Genomic DNA, 14,778 nt, shown 5'->3' with positions numbered 1-14,778 from the left:
AGTGCATTTAGTGAGTGCTCTTATCAGCCTCACCTTGCGGGTGTACAAGCACCCTCCTGATTAACTAATCTATAATAAGTTCAATACCGGCTTTCTCAGCCTTGTACTTTATTTTGGTCATCAGGTCATAATAACTCCAGTTCCTTAAGACGAAGGCTTCCTCTCTGGCTATCTCTATTTTCTTCTCCTGGTCCAGTAAAATGAGTGTCCCTGCCTGGTGTTTGATGCAGAAATCAATGAGCCTTCTACTATACACATGCAGTCGTTGGTTGACATAATTACGCTCCTTATCCTTAAACCTGGTCAATGCTTTGGTTTTTCGTTTTGTCCCTTTCCCCGACCTTGCATATTTTACCCCCTCCCGTATCCTTCTACAGGCGGCTTGTATCGCTAACCTTCGATATAGAAATTCTTCCCTGCTGCCAATTGTAAGTTTGGCTTTACCGATCTTTACCACGATTGGGTATTCCAGGGACAAGCTTGCTTCTGCAACTACTCCCGGCCGGAGTCTATGCTTCTCCTTCTCCAATTCAAAGGTGGCCAGCATAAAGATCTTACCGTCTTTTAATTTGATATAGGAAGTACGCATTTTGGTTTTTCCACTAACCAGCTCATGCATCAGTTTCCATTTGTCGTTAAATTCCCTGCCTAAATAGGTTTTTACAGGAATGGAGAAAAAACGAAAGCAAAAAGCCTTCTTATCAGGATTGAATTCCAACCCACACACCCCCTCCATATCAAAGGGAAAGGCCATATCCTTTTTAAAGTTGTGTAGGGAACGCTGGCCTGTCCAATACTGCTCCCTGTTTTTCCTGAAGGATCTCAAAATAGAGCTATTGAGGTTGGTTAAAATGTTGGTGGGCATTTCTCCTTTAAAGCGATCGGATACCATCCGGTAGGTGGTATTGATCCGGGAACGGTTGAAGATGCCAAGATCATCCTTCTTTTTATCCACCAGTTTATACTTAATGCCTTCGGATAGATAGAAGAACTCCTGGATCATCTCCTGAACATAGAGATGGGATACGATAAGGTTTGCCGCCTTGTAGCATCGGTAACGCCAACTATATAATTTCTTCATGGCCTCCTCCCGTTCTTCCCTGGTAGGCAGATCGATCAACAGTTGGATCCTGCGGGTGAGTTTGATTGTATTTTTTCCCATCACTAAACCGGTTGTTGTTCGTGTTTGAGCTGCATGAGCTTATAGGCGGCCATAAATTCCTGGTGAACTTCCTTTTGAGATAGGTTTAGTTCTCTGGCAATTGCAGCAAAGGAGTATTGCCTTTCATTACGAAATTGCAAGACCTTTTCCTGTTCAGGAGTTATTTCTTCCGGTAGCTTAACCGCCAACAAGGGTTTTGGTTTTGTATCCAAAGTGCTCCCCTGGTGGATAATGTTTTTAATATCCTCGATGGCTTTTTTTACCTCCTTGCTGGTATGGGTGATACTGGCACCCATCATCTGGGCAATAACTTTATAGCGAAAGTCATATTTTAAACAGAGTTCTATCAGGCGCTTTCTTTCGCTGCTAAGCAATGGGAGTACATTTCGTATCCTGTCAAAGGCTTCTTGTTGGACCTCTTGGTTTTTTTGATGTTGGAGCGCTTCTTTGGGATCATAGCCTGTTAAATAGTCCTGGTAACTTTCCAGGGAATTGACGGTTCTAAAGAATTTATTTTTAGGACGAACATAGTAGGTATAGCATTCCCTTTTCATCACCATTCGAAGGAAGTAGTAAATATGTTCCGCTCGTTCTATCCGGTCCCTTTTCTCCCATAATATCAGAAAGGTGTCTTGAACCAGGGTTTCCACTGCAAAATCATCATTCAGGATTTGCCGGCCCACCCAAAAGATGCTTCGTTTATACCTGGCATGGATAAGTTCCAAAGCATCGGGATGTCCTTGTTGTAATAATTCAAAAATACGCTGTAACATAAGCGGTCGCCTTTAAGCTGTAGGCAAATACCTCCAGAATTAAACTGAGTTTAGCTTAAGCGAATTCTTAAGATGAGGAGAAGATAGCTTTGAATTAGGGGTTGAAAAGAGTGCCTTTTTTCTACAAACAAAAAAGGCGTGGAGACTCAACTCATCGATCTAAGGTACTGGTATACCCACACACAACAAGCAAGCCCACGCCCGGGTCGTGAGCATTATGCTTATCCTCTCGTGTGTTTAAAAATTACCAGTTTTTAGATCGAGATTCAAAGCGAAATGCTTCTAATATTTTACTTAAAGAAGTTTCGCAAATATATTAATATGAGGTAAATATAATAATAATTTTTAAAATTGGGATATATCCCAAGTATATTTTTTTTGGATTCCTTGAAATTGCTATAAAATGGTTCAATATGGATATAAAAAGCGATTTTCTAGAGGAAATAGGGAAGAAAATTACGTCGTTGAGAGAGAAAAAAGGAGAAAAGCAATCAGATATTAGTTTTCATACTGGATTAGAAACCTCAGAAGTCAGTAAATATGAACAGGGAAAAATTAATATGACTTTTAAAACCTTTCTGAAATTTGCTCAGGTATTGGAGGTTCATCCAAAGGAACTGCTAGATTTTGATTTTGATATAAAAAAATACAAGGTCAAAAAGTAACCTTATTTATTCTAAGATAGGGTGATGGTTATATCTATTACCCCAACGCGGTTTCTCGTAATTTCTTTAATTTTAATGTTTTATATTCAGCGATACTGTGTTTATCCCGGCTTGTTTATTATAAAAAGAGAACCGAGCAGGAATCACGACGAGATCGGAATGATTTTAAAAATCCATCTAATCGTTAAGCTTTCCTGACTCAAATCTTACATTATATCGCAAGTGACATAGATGCTTCCCAAAACAGATGCAGCTGTACAATAGTTAAAGATCAAGATTAATAAGGTTTTTATTATACAAACAACGTCCTTCCTATTGCTTATTCTAAGAAAAGGAAGAAACTTCCCCTCTAATAAATTTTCAAAAGTTACATCCACCTCCACCCTTTTTAATTTGGTTCCTAGCTATCACCTAAGAATACCTAGAAAGAGGTATTGATTCATCTACTGCACAGGTTTAAATTTGACTCCTTTATATCCAAACCGCCGTATCTCTTTTTTGGATAGGCAACTTGTGGAATATTCAAAGAATTTTAATGACTAGGAATTTCGTAGTAATTATCTTCCTGTTTTTGACATCAGGAAATCTATTCTCCCAAAGCGTTCAAGGCAGTACTATCACATATACTCCTCCTGATAACGGTTACGTGCTAAATGTACCTTTTAAATGGAAATTTATAAACTGTTACGGTGAAGTCCATGTCACTATTACTAAAAATAGTAAGGACATTACATCAACAGCATATATATACAATGGGAAACGTTACACCCAGAGTGAACTAGGAGCGGAAGCTTTTTCTAAGCCAGAATGCGGTCTTACGGATATTATGGTTGATATGTACGACGGGGCTTACCGGTTAGGTGAAGCCAAACTAGGGAATGTCATAGACTGGTTAGGGGGATGTTTCGGGCAAACTTATCATATCACTGAACTCATTGGTCTTGAAGATGAGAAGTATAAAGATAAGTTATCAGGCTTATCCTTAAAAAATATTCGTTTTCTGGAGATATCGAGTAGAGATTATGGGCTGGAAGGAAAGATAAAAGAATTAGAAAAAGAGAATGCTTTAAAAAATAAATTAGAAGAAGCTGATAGAGCATTTGAGTCCAGTGATTTAGAAACTGCTAAAAAACTTTATAGAGAGGCTATAGGTATAAAATATGATAATGCCCATGCCAAAAATAGAATCAAAGAGATCGATGAAAGATTAAAGGAAGAAAATAAAAAATCAGCTTTCCAGGAGCAAATGAAAAAAGCCCAGGCCCTATATGATACTGGTGATTATGAAGCCGCAAAGGCAGAATTTGAAAAAGCTTTGACTATGAACCCGGAAGATAGTGAAGCTAAGAATATGGTCAATGCTATTAATGAAAAGCTAGAGGCTGAAAAAGAAAGAAAAGAAGCGGAGAAGATTGCAAATGAAGAAAAGGCCGAAAAGGAAGATGCCGAAAATAAAAGGAATGAAGAGGCCAGAACAGCAGCAAGTAACAGGAGACACAAAGGTTTATTTTGGGGTAAAGACCCTAATAGCTTTAATAGTCAGGCGGGTAGCGCTTTCCAAAATACCAATTTCATTGGATTGTTCAAAGTAGAATATGATATCTGGTCATTGGTTGGAGAGCCAGCTCATCGTTTCAAATTTTACTGGGAATGGAACAATGCTCTCTATACAGGCTATCCGCAGTATGTTTCCGTCTTAGGTGATGAGGTTATTCAAATAGCAGAATTAAAAAAATATCCGGCTTTACTTGAAAGATGGAACAATATTAAACCCCTTTATGTTGAAATTGTGTGTGATATATCAAGCTATAAAAATGGGGATAAATATGTTGCAGATGCCGGAACGATTAAAATTATTCCAGAAATTATCGGTAAGTCGGGGGAACAGGTAGGATGGTCAGCTCCTGCCAGTCCTCAATGGGATGAACTATTTACTTATGCCAATGATCTAAATTGGGATTACTTCAGAAATCGAGATTTATGGAAGGAGATAGATGAGTATTCAGAGGAGTTTTCCGATGATATTGCCTGGGCTAAATATGCATTTGAATATAGCGACAAAATTGATTTTTTTCAAATGTATCAGTACATGAGTAGCGAATTCACCTCTTTAACTGATGTGGATCTTAATAATTATAGTGTATCAGCTTCATTTCAAAAAGTAGTGTGGCCGGAAGAAGAAATAATGGCCATTCTTGATGAATTCAATGAGTTGGAAAAGAGAGCTGAAGAAGAGAATATGGCAGCATCAGATTTCTGGAACACTGCAGAAAACAAGGAAAGAACAAAATCTGAAAATTTTTGGGATACCCCGAACAACTCGAAAATTATAGAAGATGTGGAAAGAGAAAGGATCAATAGGGAAAACCTGGTATTACTTGATCAAAGAAAGAGTATAATAGAAAGGCATCGAGAAAAATATGAAGCGCTCCAAAATCCGTTTACAATAACCAATCCACGAAATAATAGTACTGTCAAAAGAAATGTGATTGAGGTTAGTGGAAAAATCAATGAATATTTTCAGAAAAACTCAAATCAAGTTTTTCTTAACCTCAGCGGTGTTAAGCAAGAAGTCAATATATCCAATGGCGCATTTTCGAATCCTATTGTACTTGCAAATGGCCAAAACAACATTCAACTAGAACTGCAGGGAAGGGGTTTTAAAATTAAGAGTCCTCACACTGTATTCTACGAGGGAGTGGATACCGATATTAGGGTGACCCTAACATGGAATGGTTCAGGTGACCTGGACTTATGGGTCGAAAACCCTGACAATATTCTATGTAATTATAATAATAAAGGCACCCAGGCTATGACCTTAGATGTAGATAATACCCAAGGTTACGGTCCAGAAAATATTTCTGTGGTAAATGGAGTCCATGGTACTTATTCTATTACAGTTCAGAATTTCAGCAATGCTATTGGTAAGGAAGCTACGGTTTACATATTCAAAAATGAAGAGTTAGTAGCCCAGAAAAAACATACTTTTTCGTACAACAAAGAGAAATGGCATGTAGATGATATACAATTGAATTAAAAACTTTTTAACCAAACTATAATCATGAAATCCAATTTTACCTATCCGCTTTTTCTTTTGTTTTTAACTTTTTCTATTCCTGGTTTTGCTCAACAGAACGATAAAGCAGCATTTCAAAAATATAAGCAAGCCAGAGATGCTTACGAGAATAATAATTTCTCTAATGCAGCAAATTTATTAATAGAAACTAAAAGTTTACTGGGAGAAACTAATATTAGAATTCAACCAATGTTGATCAAGTCATTGGTCAATATTCAAAACTGGAATCGTGCCAATGAAGAAATTGATAAATACTATGGCCTTAACCCGGACCAAAACCTGGTTGAATATCAAGAGATCGTTAAAATTGATCGTCAGGTAGATATAAAGGTAAAAGAGGATCAGGAGCTATATGAATCAGCAAAGAATACCAGGTCTGTAACAGAAATGGAACGATACCTGTCAAAATTTCCCCATGGTAAATATCGGGAGGAAGTGAAAATACTACTTGCAACGCAAAGGGATGAGAATGCCTGGCAAATTGCTAAATCCGATTATAATACAAGGGCCTATGAACTTTATATTACAAAATTTCCGGAGGGAATCCATGCCCAAGAAGCCAATAGTAAAATAACTAAGTGGGATGAACAGGCATTCAATGAAGCAAAAGACAAAGGTACTCAGGCCGCGTTAAATTATTATTTAAGGAATTTTCCAAATGGTGAACATAGAAGCCAAATAAGCTCTCTTTTGACAGAGAGAAAAGAAGAAGACGCCTATGCGGCAACCAATAGTGGAAATTTAGGTGATTTTGAAGCTTACATTAGAAAATATCCCAATGGGAAATATTCTTCTCAAATAAACAAAGCAATTGAGGATTATTTGTTTGAAAAAGCGGAAAACCTATATGATCACAGGTTTTATATCAGTGCTATAGACGAGTACCAAGCTTATATAAACAGGTTTCCAAATGCCGAAAATATAAATACTGCTCAAAGAAAACTTAGAAAAGCAGAAAAGAAAGCCGATCAATACTCTTCTGGGTATTTTGGTTTCACATATGAATCCCAGGGTGCAATTGGTATAACGGGAGGAAAATTGAAAAAAGATAAACTGGGTCTTTATTATAATTTAAGAGCAACTCCTGAAGTAATAGATAACCAGTGGTCAGAAGCTGAAATGATAATTCCTGAGAATCAAATACCTGAAGAAAATAAGATTGGATTAGCAAGCCTCAGTGCCGGATTTTCCTATCCCGTATTATATCCACTTTGGTTTTATGTAGGTGGAGGTGCGAGCTACCAGGAACGTTTTATTGAGGAGAATGATGAAAATCTATACTTTCAGGTAGAAGATGAAGAACAATTAGCCCTTTTTCCTGAAGCCGGTTTAAATTTTAGACTGAGTCGAAGTTTTGTTCTCCTGGGAGGTGCAGCTTATATCCGAAATGAAGTTTTCTATAAAGGTGGATTAGCCTTCAATTTCTAAATTATACCTTTATACACTCTGATCCGGAATTAGGAACTAAAACTTAATATGGCGAGACTATAAATGAGGATCTTGTCTTTATTTATCTCCATATTCCCGATTCCGGATTTTCTTTCTGCAGTACACCCGATGAAGAATATTGATTATTTTTATTCTCGAAAACTTTCGCAATTCGATATCATAGAAGGTTCTATTCAATATTTTAAACATCTAAAGATGTTATAGAAAATAGAGAAAACAATCCTTGTTTAGTTGTTACTTATCTTTATATATTTGGCATTTATTATTTGATTATCAAAAAATTGGGGTTTTAACAGCATTAACAGGGTTTTCTAATAATTAAACCGTCATTGTTTTTTTATAAACTAATTCAGTTTGAAATCATCTATCCTTTGTTAATGAGACTTTTTAAGATATAATGATTATTATTTTACTTATTGCCGCCATCTTTGGCTTTGTATTATCAACAACATTATTTTTTAAAAAATCAACCAATACTGTTGCAACTCGCATTTTAGGAAGTTTTTATCTCATCCTATCGGTTTATGCACTCCAAGCGTATATCATAGATGGAGGCTATTTAGAACATTTCACCTGGTTTTTTCTATGGCCACTTCTACCCTATCATTTAATATTTATTCCTATTTATTATTATTTTAAAGTAATCATCACTGACCAGCTCAAGTGGCATAAAGCAGAGTTGCTTCTATTTATTCCCTTTTTTCTAGGTTTAATAGATGTAGTCTATGTTTATTCCCAACCATCGGGTTTTTATAATAATATTATTTCCAATGCTATCTCCTCCCCTGAATACAGGTTGGGGGCTGAATACTGGCTTTTAAGTCTTGATCAGCATCTTTTAATGCGACACCTTTGGCAATTTGGCGTTTTAGTAGTTTTATTTCCTGAAATAAGATCTTTCACCAAAAAGGGGACAAATGACGAACTAAAGAACATTCTTAATAAATGGCTCCTGGTGTTTTGGGGAATATTAATGATTATGGCTGTTTTGGCTATTATATATGCTTTAGAAAAGATGATGCTGATAAGTATTTTTAACTCCTTAATCATTATCGGAGAAAATGGGGGTATCATCACCTTTTTTCTATATATAGCGCTTTTCCTTATTGGAATTATCCCGATCTATTTTCCCAGTATTTTATACGGATATCCGCAACAGGTTAAAGCCTCCTCAAGTGTTAAATCTGAAAAGACCCACGAAGACCTTAAATTCGGTCTCGAGGAAGAGGATATGAATGCTAAATTAGAACGCCTAAAAGAAAGTAAATCTTACCTTAATCAAAGCTTCAACCTTACTGAATGTGCCAGGGAGCTGGAAATGCCTTCTCATCACATCTCCTATTTCCTCAAACAACATTACGGGTTAAGTTTTGCAAGCTTTAAAAATTCACTAAGAACCCAGCACGCTAAAAATTTAATCGAAGAAGGCTACCTGGAAAACAATACCATCGATGCTCTGGCCGAAGAATGTGGATATGCCACAAGGACCTCTTTCAGCAAAGCTTTTAAAAATGTCACTGAAGTCAGTCCCAGTCAATATGCCTTGACTACCAATTAGCAGCACTACAGCCAAAACTCTCTAAATTAATCAATTAGACAGGTGTCCAAATACGATTTGGACACCGATGCACCTGCATTTCATCCTGTTTTTTATTTCTTTTAACGTTTTTTTGCACAATAATAACATTTCATTTGACCGTATTTTCCCTCATCTGTTTAACCAAAAAATTCAGCCCATTACTGTAGGCTGTAACAAATCCAAGTTTATATGAAGCACTATTACTTTTGTAAATTTTTATTCCTTTTGATTTTTCTTCCTGGATTGCAGCCTTCCCTGAAAGCGCAATCTGGAAGCGGAGCCGCCTGCATAGCCGAAAATCATGGGACATTTTCTTTAAAATATTTTTCCCAACCTACAGGTCCACGTAAACAATATTTTAATAGTTCAATAATGAGTTTTTCATACCCTTCCCTCCTGGCCCCTGAATTCGATGTCAGTACCTTTTCAAACTTATCCACCATTCATAATTAACCCATATTCAATGCAACATTTCTACACAAAAAAAATAGGTCGGAAATTCAATTGTTTAAGCTTAGTAATGCTTTTCCTTTTCACATTCTGTATAAGTGGAATAGCACTGGCTCAGCCTCCGGCAGACGAGAATTTTGATGATAATCCTTTCTTTGATATTACCAGCAATGATTTTACTCTGGATGGAATTCGCTACCAGGTTTCAGGAAATGGGACTACTTATCGTCAGGCTACATTTAACGCTACTTTTAACCTTTCTGAAGGAGGGCCCAATGATTATGCCCTTCAGTTTAATAAAAATTCGTTAGGACAAATAAGTAGCATTACCATAAGCCTTAGCGATGGCAGTGCTTTTCAGATAGCAAGTTTGTCCATGGATATTTTATCGGATACTCCTGTGCAGTTTTCTTCTGATAATGGTGGGAACTTTAGCTTAAACGCCAATAATGGCGTAAATGTTTTATACCAAAATTTTGATTTTACGGGACAGACAGGCTTCGATAACATTACCTATCTAACCATCTCCGGGACCAACATGTACATAGACATTGATGATCTCAATCTTGAACCGGCTGTTGCAGCCGCTTCTATACCGAGTATAATTACCAATGCAGCCGCAGGAATTGGTTCCACCCAGGCAACCTTAAACAGTGATGTTTCCTCCGACGGGGGAGCTACCGTTACCGAGCGCGGTTTTGTCTATTCTACCACAGATAATACCCCAACACTTGGCGAGACCGGAGTCACCCAGGTGGTTGATGGCAGTGGAACAGGGACCTTTAGCGAGGTTGTTTCAGGGCTTAATTCCTCTACTAATTATTATTATCAGGCCTATGCCACCAATAGTGAAGGAACTGCTTACGGCGGGATAGAGAGTTTTACGACCTCAGTCCCGAATTTACAAAATTTCTATTGGTCTGCAGACAACCTGAATGCCGGGGCAATAGGAGTTACATATACCTTTTCCTACACTACGGTAACTGAAGTTGGGCCATCCTATGAAATGGTGTTTTACCCAATTTCCTCTTCCTACTACGGTAGTGGCTGGGATGTTTCAGGATTAACTATAAATGATGTTTCAGTAACTATTAATGGACTTCCCGCCACTGTTAGTCCTGATTCTTATTTTACTTCTACTGGAAGTGGGGCTGTAATTAGAATAACCTCAGCAGTTTCAGCGGGTTCCGATGTTGAAGTTACATTTAGCAATGTGAAAAATAACGCTACTCCAGGAACTTACTCCTGGTTTTATATGAGAACAGCAAAAGCTGGCGGAGCGGCAATTGATGTTGCAGAAAATCCTGATCCAATCATTCTGATCGCTGCAAGTCCAACGGTCACTACTTCAGCTGCATCCTCTATCACCACCACCGGAGCCACCTTCCATGGAAATGTTACCTCCGATGGAGGAGCTACAGTTACCGAGCGCGGGTTTGTCTATTCCAGTTCAGATAACACCCCTACTATCGGGGAAACCGGAGTAAGCAGAGTGACGTCAGGCAGTGGTACCGGGATTTTTAGTGAAGCTATTACAGGTTTGAATTCATCCATCACCTATTATTATCAAGCCTACGCGACCAATAGTAAAGGGACGACTTATGGAGAATTGGAGAGTTTTACTACGGCAGATGCTCCATGTACAGGGACGATAACTATCGGAACCACAGCTTCTGGAGCAGCTTATTCCATAGATGGAGGAGTATTAACCGCCATTGGCAATGCCACTGTACCTGTTTCAGCGATAACTAATTACCTTCAAAATACCGGTGATTTGGTCATTGAGACTTGTCAAGGGGATATCCTTATTGATGTAACAGTCCTTCCAGATCTAGCTAATGTAAGAACACTAAAATTTAAAGCCAGTGGAAATATAATACTGAATCCAGGAAGCGAAATTTCTGCTACCGGAAATAATTTGAATCTTGTTTTTTGGTCGGATACTGATGGAAATGAAGATGGGGTAGTTTGGCTTAACTGGAATACCACTTTGCAGGGAACAGGTATCAATACTAATGGCGGCCATCTCTGGATGGGCGGTGGTTCTGGTACGATGACTTGGAATGGTCTTATTGTTGGAGATGGAGTAGCAAGAGGAAATGCGATAAATTCCAATGGAATTACTTTGATAAAAAGTAACATTCAGACTAACGGAGGAAATCTGGCTATCTATGGAAGAGGACGAACAGGTGCCACAGTTGGAATACCGATCCCTGCCAACGAAACAGGGTCAAGCGCAGGAACAGGTAATAATGTTAACGGCATCCGTATCCTGGGAGGTACACAGATTAATTCCGGCGAAGGGACAATCTATATGTATGGTTTTGCAGATGCTCCTTCGGGAAATGCTAATGGAATCGAACTTAGCCAGCCGCCTGGTGGGCATGGCCTGATAACCAATTCCAATACTACCGAAGAAGCTATACTTCTGGAAGGTTATGCAGAAAACAATCCTACAGCAGACAATTCCTGGGGGGTTTATACACATTATTCTACTGTTCAAAATACCAGTTCAGGTACCATACATTTAAAAGGTGGTGGCGCAAAGAATTCAGGAGTTACTATTGCTGGTGCAGGTGCTGTATTATCTGAATCCGGAAAGATAATTTTGGAAGGCACTTCATCAGGAGGTACCAATCCTGAGGTCCTTATACAAGGAGCTCTTGGCCAAAAGACAAGTTCTGCTATTTCCGCCTCCAGTGCAGATATAGAGATTATAGGAGATAAATTAAGTATTTCAGGAACCGATCCCAATGGAATAATTGCTTCTACAGGCAAACTATCAATCAAACCTTTGACCGCAGGAACAACAATTGGTATTGGAAGTGCCTCAGGCATCCTACAACTTCCAGCAAATTATTTCACCTCTAATTTCTCTGAAAATTTGAATGAGATCATTATTGGTTCTCCGTCAACAGGTGATATTACTATTGGAAGTTTAGCAGGATTGTATAATTCGCTGGCTTTTATCTCTGGACAGAAAATTATCCAAACAGGAAATCTTTCCTATGCTAACGGCTTAGGGTCTCAAAATACTATCAATGAATTAAGCCTTCAGACAACCGATGAAATAAGACTTGGAGGTAGTATAACTGGAGTTTCCAATTCCACAACCGGAAGGGGAGTAATAATGTCTTTTGATGCGCCATCCATTATTTTAACCAATACTATAGCACACGCATCTGCAGCTCAAAATATTACTTATAAGGGCTCTATCAATGGTGATGGGGTTACTCCAAGGGGTTTAACAGTTGATCCATGGAGAAAAGAAGGTTCATCATTTTTTGAAGGTCCAATTGGGGATCTCGTGCCTTTGAATACATTTTATGTGAAATCGGGTGGGAATTCCTTGTTTTCAGGCGCTGCTATCAATACCACTGGAAATGTTACCCTCGGCATGAATGGCCTTAGAATAGATAAAAATACAGTGTTCAATACCGATGGAGGTAATTTTCTACTGGGAACCGGCTGGGGAGGTCTTAATGATGCTTCTTCAATTGGTGGTAATTTTAATTTAACAATCAATACTGTCAATGCCGCTGAAACAAGCGCAGGTCTAGTCCATTTGGGCAGATTCAACAACTTTGGAGGACATTATATCAACAATCTTACGGTAATAGCAAAAGGAAATAATGGAGCTATTAATAATCTGAGGCTGGGATCTAGTGGAGGTATTTATGCTGATTTGTTTTTGGTGGGTAATCTTATATTCAATGGAGGAGATGTTGAATTACGATATTCCACTTTTGCTAACTCAGGAAGACTCTTAAGGTTACGAACAAATTTCGCATCTGGGAAGGCTGGAGACGTTAATTTTGGTGATTCTCAGATGATTGGGTATCGCATGGGTACTTCAGGAGGTTTTAATCTCATGAGTGGGGTTGAAATTAATACCAGTAAAATAGGCGGAACTGCAGGAGATATTACACTAGGTAAAATCAGAGGTGCCGGAAGTGGAATCCCCGGTGAATTTGATGAGGCAGGAAGAGCAATTCTAAATGCTGCCGGAACGACTCCTGGGACTATCCGATTAAACGGCGATGTACTGACTAGACAATTAGAGGGAACATTTTTTAATGCCTCTATTGAAGTCTCGGGAAATTTGGACCTGGTTAAAAATACAATTCTTGACAATAGTAATAGTCTTGGAACCAGTGCCAATATCATCTTGAAAAACGGTCAGGTAAATGGTGATTTTGACCTGGAAATTAAGTCCGCAAATGGCATTACTTATTCTTCTAAAACAGGAAACATTATTCCGCTTAAAAACCTAACTCTTTCTTCAAAAGGAATCTTATTGAATCAAGGAGTTTCCTTAACTGAAAAGTCTTTAATGGAAACTTCTGAGGGGAATATCACTTTGGCGGCAGATGTATCAACGCTCAGTAATGATCCGAATGCAATTGTATTCAATGCGGGTAAAAGCGAAGCTATTGGCACCAAAACCGGTGGCGATATTATTGTTTCCGGTACTCCGACAATGACAACTGGTGCAACAGGGATCGTTAAGCTGTTCAGTGGCGCTGAGTCGACAAGTACAGGGCTTACCTCCCTGGCTGGAGGCACAACGAATATTCGCAAAGAAGTGGATGAAACGACGATTAATTTTGATCCCATTCTGGAGGCCGGAAATGCCTATGCCTTATACCGCTACCAGGATATTATCCAATTGACGATAGATAGTCAGAATTTAACTACCTCCAAAACCTATGATGGGACTAACAGCGCTGGGATAACGGATATCGTACTTGCGGGAGTTCAGTCTGGAGATGAGGTTAGCGTGACAGCAGAAGCTTCTTATGATAACGTTAATACTGGAGCCGGAAAAACCATTACGGTGGTGTATATACTTGGAGGTGCTGATGCGGACGCATATTTAGCTCCTGAAAATACTGTGGTGACAACCGGGGAAATCCTAACCAAAGAACTGACAATTTCTGGCCTGTTAGGGGAAGACAAAGTGTATGACGGAAATATATCGGCCACTGTAAGTGGCACACCTACATTAAATGGAGTTGAAACGGGAGATGATGTCGCCTTGGGTGGTACTCCAAGCTTCACTTTTGCTGATTCCAATGCAGGAACCGGAGTTTCGATCACAGCATTGAATTATACGATTGATGGCACCGATGCCGGAAATTATACCTTGACCCAACCTACCGGATTGAGTGCCGATATTATACGTAGGACCCTGGGAATTACAGCAGAAAGTAACTCTAAGGTATATGATGGCACGGTATTGACCGACAATGGTTATAGCATTACTTCAGGAGCCTTATTATCAGGGCATATGATGAGCGCTATGACAGTAACGGGAAGTCAGACCAATGCAGGTACAAGTACCAATATTCCCAGTACGGCTGTAATCCTGGATGGTTCGAACATGGATGTTACGGCTAACTACAATATCAACTATTTGAATGGGACCCTGGAGGTAACGCCAGCCGATTTAACTATCACGGCAGAAAGTAAGTCCAGAATTTATGGAGAAGCTAATCCGGCCTTGACTTTCATTTATGACGGATTGGTTAACGGGGATACCAAGGTAAGCACAGAACCGACCATTAATACCACGGCCAAGGTAGGATCTAATGCCGGTATTTACCCATAACTCTGACAGGGGG

The 14,778-nt window shown here is 38.8% G+C and carries 7 protein-coding genes; 5 read left to right on the top strand and 2 right to left on the bottom strand.

The window, feature by feature from the left end; translation table 11 throughout:
• Positions 1 to 64: 64 nt before the first annotated feature.
• Positions 65 to 1,162, bottom strand: a complete 1,098-nt coding sequence (locus tag ACW6NC_RS13590) for a hypothetical protein (protein WP_457866809.1) — start codon at positions 1,160 to 1,162, stop codon at positions 65 to 67.
• Between the two features lie 2 nt (positions 1,163 to 1,164).
• Positions 1,165 to 1,935: an RNA polymerase sigma factor gene (locus tag ACW6NC_RS13585; protein ID WP_457866808.1), complete on the bottom strand. Its 771-nt coding sequence runs from the start codon at positions 1,933 to 1,935 to the stop codon at positions 1,165 to 1,167.
• Positions 1,936 to 2,348: 413 nt separating this feature from the next.
• Between ACW6NC_RS13585 and ACW6NC_RS13580 the strand changes: the two genes are divergently transcribed.
• The 5 genes from ACW6NC_RS13580 (at position 2,349) to ACW6NC_RS13560 (ending at position 14,765) form a co-directional block, all read left to right on the top strand.
• Positions 2,349 to 2,600 carry a helix-turn-helix domain-containing protein gene (locus ACW6NC_RS13580; protein WP_457866807.1) on the top strand — a complete coding sequence of 84 codons (252 nt, stop codon included), beginning with the start codon at positions 2,349 to 2,351 and terminating at the stop codon, positions 2,598 to 2,600.
• Between the two features lie 535 nt (positions 2,601 to 3,135).
• A complete protein-coding gene (locus tag ACW6NC_RS13575; protein WP_457866806.1) occupies positions 3,136 to 5,637 on the top strand; it encodes a hypothetical protein in 2,502 nt (833 codons plus the stop codon).
• Between the two features lie 24 nt (positions 5,638 to 5,661).
• On the top strand, positions 5,662 to 7,104 hold the full coding sequence (gene bamD, locus ACW6NC_RS13570) for an outer membrane protein assembly factor BamD (protein WP_457866805.1): 1,443 nt from the start codon (positions 5,662 to 5,664) through the stop codon (positions 7,102 to 7,104).
• 418 nt (positions 7,105 to 7,522) lie between these two features.
• The gene (locus ACW6NC_RS13565; RefSeq protein ID WP_457866804.1) at positions 7,523 to 8,683 is read left to right on the top strand and encodes a helix-turn-helix domain-containing protein; all 1,161 of its coding nucleotides are present in this window, start codon (positions 7,523 to 7,525) and stop codon (positions 8,681 to 8,683) included.
• A gap of 541 nt (positions 8,684 to 9,224) precedes the next feature.
• A complete protein-coding gene (locus ACW6NC_RS13560) occupies positions 9,225 to 14,765 on the top strand; it encodes a YDG domain-containing protein (protein WP_457866803.1) in 5,541 nt (1,846 codons plus the stop codon).
• The last annotated feature ends 13 nt before the right edge of the window (positions 14,766 to 14,778 follow it).

Source organism: Salegentibacter profundi (assembly GCF_054121475.1).
The sequence above is the reverse complement of the archived record's forward strand: the minus strand, read 5'-3'. Positions and strand labels throughout refer to the sequence as shown.